Source organism: Spirosoma daeguense (genome assembly GCF_054776875.1).
Genome location: NZ_BAAHBF010000005.1, coordinates 468,083 through 488,643, shown reverse-complemented (window position 1 = coordinate 488,643; position 20,561 = coordinate 468,083). Strand labels below are relative to the sequence as shown.

The window sequence follows — 20,561 nt, the reverse complement described above, 5'->3', positions numbered from 1 at the left end:
AAACTATATTTTTTTCTCATTATTATTTACAACGCTTTTAGAGTTCTATTGAACTATGAAAGCGTTATTTTTTATTAGGGTTAACATCACTGCTGTATATCGTCAAGCGACATTGGACAGGTGTAAGTGAAAATGAGGAGTGACGGTTTTAAACACTTTGTAAGCGCTGAAATATGACTTTTCCGCTGCTGGGCCATCTCTAGAATAAACTGCTTATCGGAATCTCAAGATGCCTTTAAACATTTGACCTAAAATAGAAGCATCCGCATTTTCTTCTGTTTTTAAACTAATAATCGGTAAATAGACACGTGTCAAAGTACTTGATAAATTTTTCGCCTTCATGACAATTATTTGGTTGTGAAATGACCTGAAAATCGCTCGAAATCTTTGCTTAAGATCAATTTAGGCAACCAAAAAGAGATTACTACTTATATTAAAATACAGGAGGGCAACCAATATACATGGTTACCCCTCTTGTATTTTAATATTAATTTACTCCCAAAGATAACCAGGTACTCCACCACCAGGTACTTCGTAATTCGATTGCGTTTGTAATGTTCCGTTACAGGTGCCATTCATATAGACTTTGGAACTAATAGATCCATATATGGAATATTCTTTATTATAATAAGTATTACAATTTTGAACAATCCAAGTCCCCTGACTTAATGATCTTTCGACAGTAGAATTCGTATATAACGTTTCAACTATATTGAAGCTAGTTGGTGATCCACATGGAGTATTAGCCGTTCCGCTTATATTAATATTTATATCTCTATATTCACCAGCATTTTGCTGCCAACCGCCTGATCCATACCACTCTAACTTTAATCGTATGTATAGAAAATAGTCGTAAGGACCATTAGGCCCTGTTTTAATAATCACTGAAACAAGATCATATACTGTTTTACGCCAAAGTCCACTAGCACAATTAGGAGCCCATTCATGTTGGTAGCGAGCGTCTAAACCCTGGTGAGGAATTGTGCCTAGCGTCATTTTTTGATCGCTTGTTGTTGGATACACTTTCGTAGTAACAGGAGACTTATTTGTATCTGATTTAGGGTCACTTTTTATCTTTTCTAGAAGAGCTTCATCAAGGTTTTCAACGTAATGTACATACCCATTATTGAACCAAGATATTGTTTTACCAACTACATACTCACAGTTTTTATTTAAAAATGTTCGATACGCAATTGGCAAATTCATTTCCTCCAATTTAGAATTGGGTCTATTTTTGGAGTTGTATTTCCTTAAAGAGTGATAGTTATACTTACTTTCCCATTCAGCAGCCTTTTCCTCTGTGCTTATTTCTTGAAATTGCTTGACGGTTTTTAAGAAAGTATCCCTATCCTTAAAAGTTAAACGGCCATTTTAACAAATACATCTCCCTCTGTGTCCATACTCGGACTAACTACCACACTTTCCCGACCGCAGGAAAGAGAGCTGGCGATGAAGACGAATACTAGACCATAGCATCTGAATAGACTAAAAAGGTTCTTCATAGTTTTAATAATTTAGTTGATAAAATTTGACATTACTCTCTTTTAAATAATTAGTTGAAATATATCGAAATATGGATATAACTTCTTGATATGTAAAAGGTTCAAAAGTATTATTTGAAATGATTGTAAACGAGATAAATTGCTCTTCAACTTATTGATAAATTCAGTGATCAAAGGAAGTCCATATTAGATATAACAGGTCATTAATTTGAATAATAATGCCTTATCTAGCACTTCTGTATCTGCTAAATGAAATATGCCTAAACTATTGTTGAGAATTATTCAGTAAAAAATACCCTAGTTAACCACAATTAATATGGGGAAATACCCCTTTGAAGTACGGGAAAAATACCTTTTTTAAAAGAATATAACTACTTATTTTTACGTCTCATGAATGCATGTACCATAAAAATAGGACTTGAGCCATTTAAATTATATCATATTGTAAGTTAAATACAACAAGCCAGATTACGAGTTAGGCATACTGTCTATGAATCGTAAGTTATATTTTTTGGTCGCCAATTGATAAACGATTTTACTAATTAACCGAACTATGCCCCGCCATTATATATATATATGGGCTTTAATACTGGTATTAAGTGTTAATAGCTGTAGACCTCTTCCCAGAGTCACTACGTTCGTTGATGCATCTTCCCAACTACGTAAAGGGGTGTCTGTGGGATTTGACGCAATCAATCAATCGCTTCTATCAGATGATTTATCGGCTAGCTCAAGTGATTTTAGTGGGGACGAAAAAAAGTTAAAAGATTTGGCTCGCACAATCGATAAGGCTTTATTGGGTATCACAGCTTATGCTGGTGCGCTAAATAATTTAGTTGAGAGCGGTAACACAGGAGAAAAAAATGCGTCACAGGTAGCTAATAGCCTGACTCAAATTGTTGATTTGATAGCACCTGCAACAGCCAGTTCAATCGTAAAATTAACTGCAGAAGAGGCGAGTAAGTTATATGGCCAAATTGCAAAGGTCAGAGCCGCTAAATCATTGAAGATAATTATGGATGAAGCTAGCCCAACTATAAAAGAGTTGAGGAGCAATTTAGGTGCTATGGTTAACGAGTTAATTAGATACAATCGAATTATTTATCAGATCAAGCGTAATAATTTAATACGTCCAGATGCTTTATCGAAATATAGCATCGACTATGATAACTATTTGAAAAGAGAACAAATTAAGATTTTTGAAAAATTATCCCTCATTTCCCAATACAAATCTGATACAGAGGATGTCAGGATGACAACGTTTGCCAAATTAAAAGAAATTGACCCAATCGTTATTAAGGAAGAAAAAGACATTGAGCCTCGGCAAGCAGCCCTTGTTATACAATCAATTCGAATTGATAGTGAACTTCATCGGATAAAACCTATAAATGATGCAGTCAAGGTAACGCAAAAACGTATTGTTGATGAGTATAATCTGATTGACCAACTATTCAAAAAATCGAATGATGCTTTGGCTACGTGGGAGAAGGCTCATTCAGATATTCGGCAACAAGTCGAAAAAAAACAACTACCTAACTTTCAGGAACTGATAAGTGTGGTGGATGATTTGAAGGAATTGCGAGAAAAAATTAAAGCATTAAACCCTTAAAATTACTGTAGGCTTATGAATTTCGATGAATTGATTACAGTAGCAGATTGGACCTCAGCACTTCAACAAATTGTCTCACTTGCTGATGCAGCGTTTAAGTCGAGAGACCAAGATGAAATTGATAAAGTACAAGATCTTCTTTTTAAGTTTCAGGAGCAATCACCTCCTTCGGTCAATAACCTGGATACTATCGCCTTTAAAGTATCTAAAGAATTAGCTAAAGAAAATAAAGAGCAAGTCCTTAAAAATTTAAATGACCTAAGTAAAGAGCTGGTAACACTAAGTAAATTTTTAGATGTTGCTACCGAACATGCGCTATTGAAGTCAGACGCTATTCAATTGAAAAATACCAAAGATTTCTTGAGCAAGGCAAAAGCCAGTCTGGAAATTTTGAAAGGATTACGTGAAGACTTACAAGATCCAACAACAAACTTAGGAAAGAAAGTAGAAGAAGTATTCAAAGCTATAAATGAATTTGAAAAAGCTTTCTAGTAAGCTTACAAAACAGTAAGGTTTATATAGCAGAATATAGTGTACCCCATTGTTTGTACCACGACTCGGCCAAACGAAATGGTTAGTTGACAGATTTATCTTGGTTTTCTTTCCCTTCTTTTAACACGGTTGCTGGCGTTCGGTAACCTAACGACTGATGAGGCCGTTGGTGATTGTAATACTGAAAGTATTTATTCAAACCAACTCAAAGCTCATGGCCAGTTTGGTAGTTTCGTAAATAAACGTCTTCGTATTTCAGCGTCCGCCAGAACCGTTCCACAAATATATTGTCTAAGGCTCGCCCTTTCCCATCCCAACTGATGGCAATCTGATGGCCTTGTAAAACTGCCACAAAATCATCGCTGGTGAATTGGCTCCCTTGGTCGGTGTTGAAAATCTCAGGCTTGCCCCACTTTTGTAAGCTTTGCTGCAACGTTTCTACGCACCAATCCGCTTCAAGGGTATTGCTCAACTGCCAATGAAGTACATATCGGCTATGCAAATCCAAGATGGCCATCACATAGAAAAAGCCCTTGGGCATGGGAATGTAAGTAATATCAGTTGCCCAGACCTGATGAATACTATGGATGACCAAATCACGCAACAAATAGAAAAAACGTTGCCGGGGCACACCCGGTTTTGACAGATTAGGCTTAGGAAACTGTGTTTCCAGACCCATTAGAGTGCGCAAACGGCGGACTCGCTTAATATTGATCCTCCAACCTTCCTGATTGAGAAGAACCACCAAACGCCGGTGGCCCAGATCGGGATGTTCGAGATACCATTCATCCAATCGGCGCATGATCTGTAAGGTTTGCTCATCGACCGGCACAGGTTGATAAGACAGACCGGCTCGGCTAATACTCAATAGCCAGCATTGTCGTCGGAGGCTCAGCTTTGTACAAGGTCGCTCAATCATGGCTCGTCGCAGGCTTAAGGGTTGGTCGCTAATTTTTTTTTGAGCCAGGTCAACTCCATTTGAAGTCGCCCAATTTGTTCGTAGAGCGGCCCTGTTTCATCGACAATAGGTTTCTCTGCCCCCTTCTGTTGATCAAATACTTGCGGGGCAGCAGCCATAAAGGCCTGTTTCCAAGTCTGTACTAACTGTGGATGCAGATCATGTTCGCTAGCGATCTGATTGAGCGTCTTATCTTGGCGGAGTACTTCTAAAACGACCTTTACCTTGAACTCAGAGGTGAACTGGCGACGGCTTTTTGCTTTCATGATTAACTAAGTTAGCAACCATTCCGACAAGCTTAAGGGCTGGTACAAAAAAGCGGGATCACTATAGAATGCAAGAATGAATATACAAGCTATTCAATTGATGAAAGACGTCTTTCATCAATTGAATAGCCTTTGATTAGGAAAGGAAGTTTTTCATACTAACAATTAACTAAATTGAATTGGATCAGGACCATCTTTTAGAATTATATCAACCAATCGGTCTAGTTCTGGTCCACATTTTTCTGCCGTTTCAGTTCCTACTTCCAGTAAAGCCTTTATATTATCTGGACTAGCATCATCCAAATCTGGACTGGCCTCTCGAAGTTCAGCTGGCTGTATTCGGCTGTAGTGATCAGGTTGATCAACTGCTGAAAACATACGGGTTATTGTATAATGGGTGGTTTCAGCTGCCCCTGCCATCATCATGTCAATGACAGGCTGTACCCAATTTATTTTACCCCAATTTTTGGCTTGGTCATATTCATAGTGCCTATTTTCACTACCTGTTCCTAATGATACAATGAGCATATCAGAGGCCTTAGGATCTTTTTTTGCGTTTCTGACCTCAGAATAGGCACATAAGGAGGGGTTGTTAGCAAATATACCTCCATCAATAAGTGGGTACGAGACATTGCTCAATGATTTGATATTAGCTGCTTCAAAATATGTAGGTGCCGCAGAGGTTGCTCGGGCAACATCTCGTACAAAAAAATCTCGGCCAATTCCTTTTTTCGCAAAATCGTGTTGAGCAAAAAAATGAGCTTCACGTCTTTTAATATCGTAAGCCGGAATGATACACGGTTTGCGTAACTCGCTTAAGCGTGTTTTGCCGAAAAAGTGCTTAAGTAACTTTTCTAGCGAGGTTGCATCATATTTTTCGTCTAGAATACCATCTGCTGATTCAATTCTTTGCCGAAGAGTTCGGTCAAAGATTTCGTGGCCTTTTTTTACGTAAAGATTAACAGCTTCTTCAGCAGAGAATCGTGAACGAGATGGATCTTTAGCATCAGGGCACAGATAGATGCAGCATAAAATACCACCTGTACTAGTTCCGGCAAAAAAGTCGAAGAAATCTGCTAAACGTGCGTCTGGCTTTTTTGAGGCTACCTGTAGTTTGTTTTCTAACGCAGTCAGAACTTGACCTGGAATGATACCGCGGATACCACCTCCATCGATGGATAGAATCTTTTTCACAGTAGTTTTAATGAAAGTAAGAGATAAAATAGTATTTATTAAACTATAGGTACGCTTCTCCAAAAAAATAAAATCTTAATTAAGCATTTGTTTGCTTGAGATATTTATACGTTCTGGAGACTAGGCGATCTCAATTGGTTTTTGAACAGATTTTGGCTGGACTTGCTATATTTGATTGTAGACTTTTCTTAGCTGATCTGGGGATAAACTGTTAAAGACCGCAACAGCGGACCGTTATGTAAGCCATGTGATTCCTAGAGAAGGCTGTCGAGTTGTCTTGCGCCAAAAGATTAATTCAAGAGGCCGCCCGCAAATTGGGCGTTTATTCAGGTTGAATTAGCAAATGGAGACAGCACTATAAAAAAACCGATCAAAACTTACCTATCAATTCAACACTCACCGACGAATTTTTTAATGAAATACTGCAAAGCTATGTTCAGCAAAATAAGTTAAATCCATTCAAAAGAGGGAGCGGTTTACTAGAAAAAGCAACCCCAAAGCTCAGGGTTGCTTTCCGGTCTATCCACACCATAATTGGTATGGGTACAATATAGGATAAAATGCAAACATGTCGCAATTGCTTTACTATTCGGTAGGAGTTAGCAAATGACTAAGTTTATTTCTTCTCGTTAGCTGTTTGAGTCAATTTTCTAAGCTTTTTTAGTCTTATCTCCTGATCAACATATTACAAAGCTAGCTTTTCAATCTTCACCAGTTAGTATGGTATTCATTTAACTGGATCGATATTTAATTGACTTCATGCTCAGCAGAAATTACTCAATGTGATCGTTCCTATAACAGCAGACCAGCCTTAAACGTTGAATTTACCTGATAGTTGATTACTTTATAAACAGCGACGACCACATGTTTTATCTTCTCACAATTCCCTTCTACCAGAGCCGAAGTAACATTCATTGATCTACTCTATAATACTCCCCCGAATTAGGACTACTAGCTAAGTTGAAAATAGGTTGTAAATAATGGTTCAAAATGAAAGCAAAACGCAAGCATCATTCCCCCGCCTTAAAAAAAGAAAACCTTGACTGAATTAGCCAAACGCTTCGAGGGGCAACCGATTATGATCAGTAAGTAGAATCGGACCGATTTCTATGATTCAACAAATGGGAAGAAAAGTTTTCGTTATAATTTCGATCTTCTCAAACGCAGACGAAAATGCGTAGGACGATCTTGTTTCGAACATTATTGAGGACTAGCATTTTGTTCTTGCGTTCACCTGCTTTTCGGTTGTCATATTATCTAATCACAGTTATCCAACCTTTAATAATTTTATTAGAACGTATCTCGCGAAGTGTATAATAATAAAGTCCTACTGAATTTCCAGCAGCATCCCACTCATTTTTATAATAATCAGTGTAATAAACCTTTGTTCCCCAGCGATTATATATGGTCAATTCCCAAGGGATATAAGTAATATTTTCAATGTAAAATGTATCATTTTTACCGTCACCATTAGGGGTAATTACATTAGGGACTGTACCTGGGCAATCCACAAAATTAACATGTATAGAATCTAACTGGACACATTGTCCATAAGTTGTCTTTAATTTATAATGACCTTCACGGCTAATCAACCGAACCGTATCACTAGAGTTGTCGTCCCAACTTATTTGACCAAACACCGAACTGACTGTTAAATTATAAACTTCACCTCTACAAATAATCGTATCTGATAATAAATTAAGCTTTGGTACGACTTGCACATGTACTGAATCTGACACTTTGCACAAACTATTTGTAATAGTAGCTATATATGTTCCTGATTGAGTAATAATTCTGGTTTTATCCATATTCCCATCCGACCAGACCATAGCCCCATCGGTGTAAGGAATAGATATGTTTAAATGTTGGTTGGTACATAGAACTGTGTCGGGTCCTAAAAAGTTGGTAGATGGTAAAAAGTCCGGACCGCCTACTTCTTCTACAGTAATATCATCAATGAGATAGTAACAAAAAGTTGCTCCTCCAGCAGAACCCTTTTTTTGTAAAAAAGTATGTGCATCATCAAAAAAATTTCCAATTGTTAAAAATTCTTCTCCCCCTGACGCCTGAAAGCATTTACTAACTTCTACCCATTGACGGGGTTGGCAGATATATTCAGAAGGCATAATTTGTGGTGTAAATAATAAGGGCTCTCCAAATTGGGATGAATCTACTTTAGTGGGCCGAATAATAGGTGATTGAGAAAATAACGCCCCTAATTGATTAGAACAATAATTAACATTATTACTTATTTGAGCATAGAAAGATACATGGTAATAATAACCTTGCTTTAAGGGTTTAGTCAGACGCACTTGTGCGTATTCTCTATAATTTTTAGCTGATCCTGAGTAAGTAACGTAGAGGCCAATATAACCAGAGCCTGTGCGAGCCTGACTTGGTTGATTGTTTTCTATTGAAGCGCCATTTGTACAATCTTTGCCATTTTGATTACGAGGAATGGTGTTATTAAAGAACCAATAATCAGTCGTTCCGCTTGTCGGCGTATACCAATTCTCTACATAGTTTGCAATATTATCAGGAATAAGATCGTTTGTGACGTTTGTATTATATATGACGGAAAGAAATCCACACGGTAAAGTTTTATACTTTTCAAAACTAGGATTAGGTACTAAATTTTGACACCAACTTTTTTGACTAAATAAAAGCATAGAACACATTACCAAAAATGAGTTCAACCCTATTATCGTAAGTTTTTTTTCAAGATATGAAGACTTCATAAATAATGGAGTGGAAGGTAATTGGATCTTCACAGATAATTTAAGAAAATCCAATTACCCTCGTTACCTAGTTAAAATCTTATTCAACGATTATCTGTTCTTTCTTCACTTCATTCCCTACTTTCACATGTAAGAAATAAGTACCCTTGGGGAAATCTAAAGTTCTAATATCAATCGAATTAGCGTCGGTAATTGATGTCTTTAACTGCTCTGCGTTGGCTGAGTACCATAATCTGTTTTTTGTGTCATAAAGAGAAACATCTGTGATTGCCTCGCCAATCAGTTCTTTGTAATCAAGTAATAAACTCAATTTTTCTTTTGCAGGATTAGGAGCTATACGGTAGCCATAATAATTTTGCTGTGTAGTTAAGTAGAATGTCCAAGAACCACCTGTGCCACATCGATTGCTGGCGTCTACAACAACACGAATGAATCCACTCCAACTTACGGTACAATAATTGTAACTAGGCCATAAACTACCACTACCATTTGCTACATACCAATTTGTAGATCCTCCACCGTCGATTTGGGTACTCAAAGTCGCGTATCCACCTGGGACATAAGTTGGGGTACCTCCAGGGCTTCCATTCACTAATCCATTACTAACTGATGGAGTACCAACATAGACATACGTAGTTGACTTTTGAGCCATTGTTTGATCATTGACGCATTCGGCATGTAAATCTATATATGTAACGTAGCCACTTCCAGAAATTGGGTTAGGGGCAATAAGAGTTGCTGTATTAGAGCCATGTACCGCATGGGCAGGCCCGTTTCCTGCAGATGTTAAATTGCCCCATTGTGTTTTATCTGTCCATTTATAATCACCACAGAATCCACAGACGTAGTTAGTCAAAGCGGGTACAGAGAGGGAAACTTGCTCGCCATTACTGCAAACGTTTATTAATCCACCATTTATTTGAGCAGGGACGGGAACATCACGTGTGATGAAAAAGATCTGTGACTCAGCATATTGAAATCCAGGCGTACCAACTTTTACAAACAGAGCTCCTTTATTTAGTGCACCTGGACCATTAGTAGGAGCACTGCTGACAAAAACAGTGACCGGAAACGATTGATTACATCCCGACACAGTGCCATAAGCTTGAGGAGTACCAATGCCTACCTGTGTATAGTCATCATAGTATTCCCAGTATTGGGCGCATAAAAATGGCCCAAAGGAAACAGTGTATGTGCCAGAAGCCCCTGGACATACATTAGCCGGGCCGTTGACTGATACACCAAGGCAGTAGGATAATGAAAGGAAGTAAAAGAGGGCGACTTTCAATTGTAATATCTTACAACCTTTTTGAAATTGATTGGAAAAAATAAATTTTCCTTGTAAAAAAAATAGAGAATTATTCATGATTAAATTGGTTTTAGGGGTGATAGAAAATGAAAAGCAGTAAAAGGCTTAATATATCTTTATGATGCCGATTAAAAATGGAATTAATAACTCATTGTAACTGTAATTGCCCCATAGTTTTAAGAGCCCCCTGAAAAGCGTTTCGCTCAAATTAAGAGTCGGCCGTTCTTAACTCCCCACAAATATCTTCTCTAGAGTAAGGTTATTTAACGAACTATGAGGCCGGAATTGATTGTATTCCTGCCGCCAATTTTCAATCTTTTCTTGAGCATCCTCCAGAGTTAAGAACCAGTGGGCGGGAAAGATATTCATCCCTGAAGCTACCGTTAAAAAATTGCACCGGCGAACCGGTCAATACATGGGTTATCTGTGGGCTTCCCAGGGTGGGAGAAACCTAAAGTGGTCTGGTTGTCTTAAGCCCATCTATCTAATACTTTCGAAATGAATTCGCTGCCATTATCAACCGCTCAGGTGGCCCGGCTCCAATTGGCGTAGATGGTGTAATTTGGCAACGTCTAAGCCGCAATACTTTATCTTTCCAATTGTAAAAGGTAGAGGTAGCATTCACCCATACCCAGTTTGCGACATACTTCAGCTAGGACCACTCTGGTCTCAACTTGCTTAAGAGCAAATACAATTTGTGCTTCAGTGAATGGGGATGCTAACCTTATTGATGTTCTATATAATCGTATATACCTTCATAGTATTGGCTAATTAAATTAAATGCTAGCCAATACTATGAATACCTTATTACCAGAGCGTGCCAGAAATATGATATGGTGAAGTCAGTTGTAGTGTACTGCTACAAGTACCATTCATGTGAACTTCAGAGTAGATCTCACCATTAACTGAGTAATGGATAAGGCCATCACAAGTGGAACCATTATTCTGAAGTGCCCGAGCTCCGCTGGTGCCAGTTAGATTTAGATGAATATCTGAATTTGAGGTGTACCATGTGTTGAAACTAAAGGGTGGAGGTGTAATGACATTACATTGTGCCCATACCGAACCTGATATATTAACGTATACTTGCCTTGTCTCACCTGCGTTTGGTCGCCAACCGCTAGAGCCCCGCCATTCAAGCTTTATTCTTATATAAAGTGTATAATCAAAAGTATTACCTTGTCCTCCCTGAATTGTGGTAGACACTAATTCATACACAGTTTTGCGTTCCAAGCCATTGGAACAGTTAAGAGACCACATTTTTTGATACCAAGCGTATAGAGAAGTACCACCAATTGTGCCCATTGTACTTTTTACATCTTCTGAAACAGGTATTACTTTAGTGATAACCGCCGATTTATTTTTACTAAGTGCCGGATTACTTTTTATCTGCTGTAATAAATTCTCATCCTGATTATCAATATAATGTACATAACCATCATTAAACCATACAATCGTTTTACCAATTATGTATTCAGCATTCTCATTTAATAACACTTTATTGAAAATTGGTAGATTCATTTCCTCCAACTTAGGCTTATCCCGATGTGCTGCGTTGTACTTCCTCAATGAAGCATAATTGAATTTACTTTCCCATTTGGCAGCTTCTTCTTCCGTGCTGATTGTTCGGATCTGGCTGAGCACCTTTTCAAACGAAGCCTTATCCTTAAAGGCTAATCGCCCATTTTGAATTGAGACGCCCAGATCATTATTAGGGCTAACGGAAGTGTCTTTGTATCGCTCGCAGGAGAGTAAAGCTGTGACAAAAGTGAGCACTACGCTGATGGTAAAGAGCCGTACGAGTTTCAACTCTAAAAAAAAATCCATAGATTTACTTGGTTTAATGGTTTTACATTGAACTGCCGAGCTCCACGTCGTAGTCGCCAAACTGCCGTGGAGCTTTCTTGCGAAATTTAGAAACTAAATACAGTCAAAAATAATCGAATATCATTGATTATAAGAAATGTCATATTTTCATTCTAACGGATGTATATATACGATTTGCGTAGTAACGATATGTTTAATTTAAGTATAAATAACTAAGTATAGTTAGCCTGTTAATTAATATCTAGTAAAAACTACAATTATAGCGTATCGCATATGAATGTTTTGATGCTTTGAAAAAAAATAAAAAACATCAAAATGTTCAAATTTATATAAAGCAGATACTTCCTATTTTGCTTTCATTGGCGTGTAAAAAAGATTCTTGCTGATTATATAATCTTTGATAGGAAAGCCCTGTTGATTACTTATGTGGATATAGAAAGAAGACATTATTGTTAGATATCATTGAATCTGTATTAATTACCTGTTGAAGCGATAAAATAAGTTTTTGTATTTGAGATTGCTTTGTTGGAATTTTTTTTATAATTTTTTGTCGAATTATTAATATGCCTTTTATGATTTTAAAATTGAGATGCTCTTAAAAGCATATTTAGTTGTCTGGTTTTTTTCACACTAATACTCAAATCTTATGAAACATTTTGCCTATTACTTTTTGTCGAAGGGCTCAATAGCCCTTTTTGTATGGCTGCTTGTTTGCTGTAAAAGTGAGGTTGATCAATTTGTGCCGCAATCAGCTCCCAAAAGTAAGAATATCGCTGAAGTAAGAGGAAATCGCCTTGCGTTTAAGGACCCTGCCGCTTTTGATATAGCAGTTGGGGAACTGCAAAATTTAGTAACTGATGAGCAACGTGAGAAATGGGAAAACTCCTACAGTTTTACCTCGCTGAGAAAATTCAATAGCGCCAATCCCGATGCTCCTCATCCTGTTGATATGAAGATTTCTATCTCGTACACTAGTCTGTTGAACAAAGATCGGGAAGTGATCATTGGTAAAAACATAGTATGGTTTGATAATGGATATACCTATGTTGTTCCTGCTGATGATGAAGCTCAGTTGGCTGCCGCTAAAAAAGACCCTTCTGCCTATAAAGGCAGACATAAGATCGTTAGCGAAATTATTTCCAGCTATGCAGATAAAAATCGTGGTGCTAGGAAAATGGACGGTTATATTCCAACCGATGGCAACCCTGATGCTCGTTATCAGAAGATATGGGCCGTTAATGGGCAAACTGGACCTTGGCGGAAAACCGTTTATGAAATAACAGCTAACCGATCATTTCTCGGTAGTGACGTAGACACCCAGGAGAATGTATATAACTTCACTTTCGACATGTATCTTAAACTCGAATGGTGGAGTCCAAGTAATGGATGGCAGAAAAATGCTGGCGAAACGCGATACTTTGTATATGATATAAGTGGCTATGCCCTTGCATATCAAATTAATTCCTATGGATATTATCCGATAAGTGTCAGTTGGAATACTGGCACACCTTTTTATGTAGGGCAAAATTATGACCATCAGCGCCAATTGGCTCATGGAACTCTTTGGGATGCGGACTATGATTTTATAGTCCACAACTTGTCAGGTAATCTCTCATCATACGTACAAATGAATAATATTACACAAACTGAATCCAATTATGCTTTGCCTAGTGGTGCACTCTGGCCGTAAAATAAAAGAGATTGTAAAAAAATGTTTATTTCGATAGACGCGTCTTATTTTTTCTAAAATACAAATGCTATAAGTCCGTTCCATCATTTATACCTTGAACGGCTTATAGCATTTAAAGAGATCTTCACTTGAATTGTGGTGTACTAGTCCTAATAGAAGAAATATGCCCATTTGACTTCCTAGCATATATATAGAAAATAGAGCTTAGGAAATTAATTTATCAAATCAAATAGACATTGAATTCATTCATTTGAAACATTATGCGTCAATATCATTAGTAAGTTTCTTTAAATCCTCCCCCCATTTTTCCTGTAATGTTATCATTTGAGTATTGTCGACAAATGGTAAATAGTCTTTGCTGTTTGAGGTCATCCGAGTGTAATGATGAAAATAAACACCCAATGCGACATGAATAGGTTTTACATCACCAACTGTGATACTTTGCTTCTTAGTTCGCAAATAAAAATCAAAATCAGCAGACTGGATTTTAGGATCAAAATAGCGTCCAATCTTATTTAGCCCTTTCTCTGTTGCAACAAGACAACTACCCGAAAACCCTTCAATCAAGTTATGGTGGAATTTATCGTAGCGTTTGCGTTGAAACCACTCCCAATCCCCATACATCTGATTGCACATACGGATTAGATTCTTTTCATTGTAGCCTCCCAAAAAGCCGTATAGGTTTTTTATCCAATTCCATCGTCGGCGTGTGGTTTTCGTCGCTTCTTGAGTTTCCAATCGATCGTTGGAGGCAGGAGTCAGAAAGTCGTATCCCTTGTTGTCCATAATGAACATGAGCTCAATATCCCAATCAGGCGAGACCAGTAAATCATTGTTCAGAAAGGCAATAATTTCGCCATTAGCAATTTCTAATCCTTGATTTTGGCAATGAGGATAAGAATAATTTTCTTCATTACGGATGACAGTGGCTCCTTGCTCAGCAAAAAAGTCCCCACTGCCATCAGTCGATGCGTTATCGATGATAATGAGCTGAACCGGATTTCTGGTATAACGGTCCAAATATTCAAAGAATAACTTGTTCATTGGCAGTTGATTTCTGACAGCTGTTATCACACTGACCATTGCCTTCTCCATAGCTACTATACTTAGTTTACTTTACCAATGAGGCAGAATGCCTCTTGTGAATTTCTATTTGCCAAACTGTTGATAAGGTATTGTCCTTAGAATTAATTTACGGATTTCCCCATAGCAAGAGTTGTCGGTTTTTACCACAGACCCAAATCGAATATAGAGTTGATTCAAATATCGCTAAACTGGATCTCTTTACAACTCGTCTATTTAATTCGCGAACTACGCTCTGTTACTTTGTTCGATAGACAGCTCTTGGGAACTAGGTGAACTGGGAACATTCATCAGATGTATAACCCGAAACCAAATCAGCACACAAGGAAGTGCTTTCAGTCCGTACGGAATTACTAGTTGGCTACGGATGAATGATGGAAATAGATCGCTTGGGGACATGACAGTCAATACAAAACAGCTTATTAACAAGATCCGGTCAATGCGAGTCTGCGGAGTGACAAACCACCAACACAATACTCCTGTAACGGCTGTAATGTAGGTTGGCGATTCCGCAACTGGATTAAAGATGACTTGAAAAATTAATACCGAGGCCAACAGAAGCATGCGAAATTGTTGCTCAGTAAACCGTCTTGTTTGCCTGTAAATCGAACAGAATAACAATATACCCGTACCTATGATAGCTGATGTTGAAATATTCGGCGATATAAACAAATGAATAAGTCGATGAATTGAAGTGTTAGCCCATTTGTCGCCATCTGACTTAATAAGTAACTGTTTTAGCCAAAGGTCGTATTGCCAGAGTAATTTATCCGGCGAGGTAAATAATAAAGGCAGCAATCCCAGTATCACAGCCCATAATAACATATATCCTAAAAACTTGCCTTTATGCGGATAAACCAAAAACATACCAGCTGCGACTAAACTATAAATCTTGATGTTAAAACCTAGGATAATAAAGAAGGCTGCCCAAAATACTTGACCCTTTTCAAAGTGTATAAACGCAAAAATCGAAATAGCTGCAATAAGTGGATTGGTTTGACTATTAACAATGGAGGTAAAAAGCTCGTGAAGGCCAAACCAGTATGAGAAGATCTTTTGCTGACGTGTAATAGGTAGTCGATAAATGGCATAAACCCATATTGCGGCAAATAGTAGATGCCACAAAAACAAACCGACCGAGTAGGGTAAGACAAAAATAGGGGCAAATAAGGCTGCAAACGTAGGAGCGTAATGGTAATGATCTTCGTACTCGGTGGGATATAGGGCGTAAAGGCTTTTTACGTCAATGAGATGATAAAGAGAATTATAAAATATATCATAATTATTAGAGCCGTACCAGGCAACAATGCGTATACTAGCAAATGTAAATAGAAGGAAATAAACCAAAAAGATAAAACGGAAATCGCTAAATATCGGCTTCCGAAAGAAAGCCTTGATTGACGGAAAAGGCATGATAATTAAATTATGAGATTCACAAATTAGGCATCAGATTTTTCTGATGTGAATGAAATATGCCTAGTGTGACTTTTGTTAATTATTGTTCTTAATTTTTTTATAATTACGATATTCACCAACTCGACGGCCAAGCACACCATCTAGCCAATAGGCAATCCGTCTTTTCAATGACATTTTTTTGTTAATTTTATCAGGGTCAAAATCATAATTGCCATTCTTGATCCATTCACTCATAACTGAGGGATGAGTTCCTAAAAATGGATCGACCTTTTCAATATTGTAATAATTTGTTTCTGGATTTTCCCCAAACATCTTTTCTAATTCAGAATCATCATGCCAGAATTGAGCGAAATAGCGTGACTTTTCAGTCATACCCTCAGGTGGACGTACATAACTGTAGTGATAAACAGGTACATTAATATCTACGACGGTCAACTTGTCTCCTTTATAATTTTGCTCCCGCGCCAACTGATTTGGATACTTGCGAAAACCTTGTGAGTCGCGATAAGAAAAGGCGTTGATGCCGTTTCTGATAATCCGGATTTCTTTTTTATGCTGGTATCGGGTGCCGTTGAGATAATTATAACTTCCATAGAAGTTTAAGAAGTTGAATAAAAGTCCATCGATTCTCAAATTTGCGTCTGCCCGGTGGATGGCTTGCTTAATTGTTGGTAGGTCATTCTCATGAATTATTTCGTCGGCTTGGATGTGGAATAACCAATCACCCGAACAAGCCTCAAGAGCAATATTTGCCTGTTGGGCAAACAGCTTACCGCCTTCTCTCATTCGCTCATCCCAAATGGTGTCGATAATCTTGATCTTCGGCTCCTTCAATGCTTCTATCGCTTCGCGTGTACCGTCAATGGAATTTCCGATAGCAATGACAAATTCATCACAAATAGGTATAATAGATTTGATAGATTCTAAAAAAGGATATTGATACTTAAATCCGTTTCGGATGTAAGAAAATCCGCTTAGTGTCATAATAAGAATTAGGAGATACTCTCGCAAAGCTAACACATCTTTAGAATGTTGCTTATCAAGAATTTGACGTACCTATTCTTGTAGAATATTTGAGCGAATAGCACAGCGGATGAGCTTACTGTTTTTGTCATCGAGTATTGAAAGCTTTGAGACGTATGCCTAAGATGATCCCATGAAATAGTATCACGAAATGAGTATCTAGTAGGAGATAACAATTTGGCAATTCGTTTATAACTGAAAACTTAAAAATTAGTTATACTACGTAATTCGTCAGTAATAAACATATTTAGCAGGTGATGCATTCCTTAACTAGCTAGCTTACTCTCAATGACTTGTGTATCTGGCAAACCTTTCCAGATAGTCCAGTGTAAGCGCAACCAAACAAACAGTAATGGTAATACCATAAGCGCGTATGGATTGACGTAGTGGTCGCGGATATAAGCTGGGAAAATATCAGTAGGCGCAAAGCTGGAAATCAGTAGCGCGAACGCCAGTAACCAATTATCCAGTCTTGTTTTACCCGAGACTACATACCAGATGGCCACACCAGTGAAACTTATAATAAACGTAGGCGATTCAAAACCTGTGCTGGCCAAATTTAGAAACAATAGGGTTGAGGCCAAAATATTCAATTGAAACCGAATATTCTGATACAGATTCGTTTTTAGATAAGCCGTCGTAAAAATTATCAATCCCGGAATAATAAAGTATAGGTTAGACAACGTACCATCGTGGAATAATCGACGAAACATGCCCATTACACAGACATCCGTTCGTGTGTTTGCCAAATTTACATTCAACTGATTTTTGTAGGACAAAGATTCATACCAATCGAAGTAGCATTGTATGGTATAATCGAACCCAACAAATAGCATCGGCAGCGTAATAAACACGACCGTTGATAGGAATCCTCCAATAAAGTATCGAAATTTATTCTGAGCAAACGGAAAATACGCCAGACCAACGACGCCATATAATTTAATGAGTGTTCCTAAAACTATGTTCGCTGCCGCTAAAACCTCTTGACGTTTATACAATTGTGTATACGACAGAATGATCATCCCCACGCATATGTGGTGAAACTGGGTATTCAGCAGACATGTATATGACGAATTCAGTACCAGCCAGCTTATTACGGCTTTTTGACGGTCACTCAGAGGTAATTCATATATGGCGTAGAGCAGAAATAAAGAGTTGAAGACGTTCCAGAGCGTAATGCTCAACAAGGTAGGAAGCCAATAAAAGGGTGCAACTAATAAGGCAAATATAGGCCCATAATGGTAGGAGTCGACCGTTTCAGTATGGTATTCCAGAAACAGGTTCTGGTGGGCTACCAAATGCTTGTAACTATTAATAAATAGTAGAAAGTTATTTATGTGTTGACCGAGTTCTCCCAAATAATATTGTTTTACACCGGTCAGAATTCCGAGCAGCGCCCAGATAATGGTAATATTACGTTTACTATAGAAGAACGGGTGCTGAAAAAAAAGCTTCATTATGTTGAGCGCTAGCCACTGTTACTAAAAGGTTAGCGCTTACAAAACTACAATCTGTAACAAACAAATGAATAAATTCGCGATAAATTTGCTCGTTAGTATTTCAAACGCTGGATGACTCCTTAATTAGGATATTATTCAAATAAGTAAAATTAGGACTTTTATATAGATATTATCTTGCGGTTGGTAAGATTTGGGGACTTGGAGAAGTAAATTGATTTCTTATTGAAAGTTTTGAAAATTCACATAGATTAAGGTACGTTATTATTTTTGATTGGCTTTATTTTACTTAATAAATTCCCTTTGCTGTATTAAACCTTAGTTATCGATGACATTAAAGAACTTTAAGTAAAATAACAACAAACTATATGATAAAGTATGATCCTTACTTTAATCTAATCAGTAGATTTTTTATTATGAAGTTTATAAATCTTCAGCACTAACGAGTTTGTTTTATGGGTTGAACCTTCATATGATGCGATGATCTATTCAATAGCAGATATAATTCATTATATGATTGGCTAGTGAGTACAATACAACTAGCCAATCATCTTTATACGTTACCAAAGTGTCCCAGAAGTTGAAGGTCCAGGAACATCGTATTGTGAATCTGTTTGTAAAGTACCATTACAAGTACCATTCATGTAAACTTTGGATCTAATATAACCATTAATGGAGTAATAGATTAAACCATCACAATCGTAATTATTATTCTGGATCGCCACACCTTTATTGTCACCAGTTAGATTAATAGTGATGTCTGAATTTGTGTCATACGTCCTGAAGAAATTAAAGGGTGGCGGTGTGACTACATTGCATTGTGCTCCTACTGAGCCTGATAGGTTAACGTCTACCACTCGTCTTTCGCCAGCGTTTTGTTGCCAACCGCCTGAACCCCACCATTCAAGCTTTATACGTATAAAAACTGTGTATTCAAAAGCATAATTTTGTCCATATGGTCCCAATTGTGCCGCAGTAGAAACCAATTCATACACAGTTTTTCGCCACCAACCGCTAGCACAGTTAAGAGCCCAGGGTTTTTGATACCAAGCATATAGAGAAGTACCACCTATTGTGCCCATTGTGCTTTTATCGTCCTCCGGAACAGGCATTACTTTTGTCTTAACTTCCGATTTATTTTTACTGAGTAATGGATTGCTTTTAATCTGCTGCAATAAGTTCTCGTCCTGATTATCAATATAATGTATATAACCATCATTAAACCATACAATGGTCTTACCAATCATGTATTCCGCGTTTTTATTTAATAACATTTTGACGAAAATTGGCAGATTCATTTCCTCTAACTGAGGCTTATTCCTATGCGCTGCGTTATACCCCCTTAATGAGGTGTAATTAAACGTACTTTCCCATTTGGCAGCTTCTTCTTCCGTGCTGATTGTTCGGATCTGGCTGAGCACCTTTTCAAACGAAGCCTTATCCTTAAAGGCTAATCGCCCATTTTGAATTGAGACGCCCAGATCATTATTAGGGCTAACGGAAGTGTCTTTGTATCGCTCGCAGGAGAGTAAAGCTGTGACAAAAGTGAGCACTACGCTGATGGTAAAGAGCCGTACGAGTTTCAACTCTAAAAAAAAATCCATAGATTTACTTGGTTTAATGGTTTTACATTGAACTGCCGAGCTCCACGTCGTAGTCGCCAAACTGCCGTGGAGCTTTCTTGCGAAATTTAGAAACTAAATACAGTCAAAAACAATCGAATATCATTGATTATAAGAAATGTCATATTTTCATTCTAACGGATGTATATATACGATTTGCGTAGTAACTACTAATTGTATTTGAGTATAAATGACCAGCTAAAGTGTCTGTGCTTATTAAATTTAAATTAAAATTGTAGCCAGGTAGTATAATTCGTTTGTGTTTTGTCTTGTTCAATTTCCTCAAATAAAACAATTAATACTACAATATATTTATTTATATATACGGGAGATTCCTCGGTTAAATACGGGAAATCTCCCGTAGTAAAAAAGCCA

16 protein-coding genes and 1 pseudogene are annotated in these 20,561 nt (G+C 37.5%); 3 read left to right on the top strand and 14 right to left on the bottom strand.

The features are described 5' to 3' along the window. Positions 1-492 precede the first annotated feature (492 nt). Positions 493-1,206 (bottom strand): hypothetical protein, encoded by a 714-nt coding sequence (locus ACYVD4_RS18300; protein ID WP_460948308.1) that lies wholly within the window; start codon positions 1,204-1,206, stop codon positions 493-495. A 972-nt stretch (positions 1,207-2,178) separates the two neighbouring features. Here ACYVD4_RS18300 and ACYVD4_RS18295 point away from each other — a divergent pair. Further along, positions 2,179-3,111, top strand: coding sequence for a hypothetical protein (locus ACYVD4_RS18295; RefSeq protein ID WP_460948307.1), 933 nt, complete (start codon positions 2,179-2,181; stop codon positions 3,109-3,111). Positions 3,112-3,126: 15 nt separating this feature from the next. Beyond that, positions 3,127-3,603: a hypothetical protein gene (locus ACYVD4_RS18290; RefSeq protein ID WP_460948305.1), complete on the top strand. Its 477-nt coding sequence runs from the start codon at positions 3,127-3,129 to the stop codon at positions 3,601-3,603. A gap of 82 nt (positions 3,604-3,685) precedes the next feature. On the opposite strand, the gene ACYVD4_RS18285 is transcribed toward ACYVD4_RS18290, so the two are convergent. The 8 genes and pseudogenes from ACYVD4_RS18285 to ACYVD4_RS18250 all read right to left on the bottom strand — a co-directional run bounded on the left by ACYVD4_RS18285 (position 3,686) and on the right by ACYVD4_RS18250 (position 11,895). Beyond that, the gene (locus ACYVD4_RS18285; protein WP_460948303.1) at positions 3,686-3,802 is read right to left on the bottom strand and encodes an integrase core domain-containing protein; all 117 of its coding nucleotides are present in this window, start codon (positions 3,800-3,802) and stop codon (positions 3,686-3,688) included. A 6-nt stretch (positions 3,803-3,808) separates the two neighbouring features. Then, positions 3,809-4,522 carry an IS3 family transposase gene (locus tag ACYVD4_RS18280; protein WP_460948301.1) on the bottom strand — a complete coding sequence of 238 codons (714 nt, stop codon included), beginning with the start codon at positions 4,520-4,522 and terminating at the stop codon, positions 3,809-3,811. Positions 4,523-4,536: 14 nt separating this feature from the next. Next, the gene (locus tag ACYVD4_RS18275) at positions 4,537-4,827 is read right to left on the bottom strand and encodes a transposase (protein WP_460948299.1); all 291 of its coding nucleotides are present in this window, start codon (positions 4,825-4,827) and stop codon (positions 4,537-4,539) included. 165 nt (positions 4,828-4,992) lie between these two features. Next, positions 4,993-6,084 carry a patatin-like phospholipase family protein gene (locus ACYVD4_RS18270; RefSeq protein WP_460948297.1) on the bottom strand — a complete coding sequence of 364 codons (1,092 nt, stop codon included), beginning with the start codon at positions 6,082-6,084 and terminating at the stop codon, positions 4,993-4,995. Positions 6,085-7,274: 1,190 nt separating this feature from the next. Beyond that, positions 7,275-8,759 carry a gliding motility-associated C-terminal domain-containing protein gene (locus tag ACYVD4_RS18265; RefSeq protein WP_460948295.1) on the bottom strand — a complete coding sequence of 495 codons (1,485 nt, stop codon included), beginning with the start codon at positions 8,757-8,759 and terminating at the stop codon, positions 7,275-7,277. Positions 8,760-8,838: 79 nt separating this feature from the next. Then, entirely contained in the window at positions 8,839-10,125 is a 1,287-nt protein-coding gene (locus ACYVD4_RS18260; protein WP_460948293.1) for a T9SS type A sorting domain-containing protein, read from the bottom strand. Positions 10,126-10,293: 168 nt separating this feature from the next. Next, a pseudogene (locus ACYVD4_RS18255) lies at positions 10,294-10,586 on the bottom strand (integrase core domain-containing protein); the annotation flags it as partial. Between the two features lie 289 nt (positions 10,587-10,875). Next, positions 10,876-11,895: a hypothetical protein gene (locus ACYVD4_RS18250; RefSeq protein ID WP_460948291.1), complete on the bottom strand. Its 1,020-nt coding sequence runs from the start codon at positions 11,893-11,895 to the stop codon at positions 10,876-10,878. Positions 11,896-12,541: 646 nt separating this feature from the next. Here ACYVD4_RS18250 and ACYVD4_RS18245 point away from each other — a divergent pair. Next, entirely contained in the window at positions 12,542-13,585 is a 1,044-nt protein-coding gene (locus ACYVD4_RS18245; RefSeq protein ID WP_460948289.1) for a hypothetical protein, read from the top strand. A gap of 258 nt (positions 13,586-13,843) precedes the next feature. Here the strand turns inward: ACYVD4_RS18245 and ACYVD4_RS18240 are convergent, their stop codons facing one another. The 5 genes from ACYVD4_RS18240 to ACYVD4_RS18220 all read right to left on the bottom strand — a co-directional run bounded on the left by ACYVD4_RS18240 (position 13,844) and on the right by ACYVD4_RS18220 (position 20,168). Beyond that, on the bottom strand, positions 13,844-14,680 hold the full coding sequence (locus tag ACYVD4_RS18240; RefSeq protein ID WP_460948287.1) for a glycosyltransferase family 2 protein: 837 nt from the start codon (positions 14,678-14,680) through the stop codon (positions 13,844-13,846). 216 nt (positions 14,681-14,896) lie between these two features. Next, entirely contained in the window at positions 14,897-16,081 is a 1,185-nt protein-coding gene (locus ACYVD4_RS18235) for a glycosyltransferase family 87 protein (RefSeq protein ID WP_460948285.1), read from the bottom strand. 78 nt (positions 16,082-16,159) lie between these two features. Further along, positions 16,160-17,068, bottom strand: coding sequence for a glycosyltransferase (locus ACYVD4_RS18230; protein ID WP_460948283.1), 909 nt, complete (start codon positions 17,066-17,068; stop codon positions 16,160-16,162). A 305-nt stretch (positions 17,069-17,373) separates the two neighbouring features. Then, positions 17,374-18,564, bottom strand: coding sequence for a glycosyltransferase family 87 protein (locus ACYVD4_RS18225; protein ID WP_460948282.1), 1,191 nt, complete (start codon positions 18,562-18,564; stop codon positions 17,374-17,376). Between the two features lie 560 nt (positions 18,565-19,124). Beyond that, the gene (locus ACYVD4_RS18220) at positions 19,125-20,168 is read right to left on the bottom strand and encodes a hypothetical protein (protein WP_460948280.1); all 1,044 of its coding nucleotides are present in this window, start codon (positions 20,166-20,168) and stop codon (positions 19,125-19,127) included. Positions 20,169-20,561 lie beyond the last annotated feature (393 nt).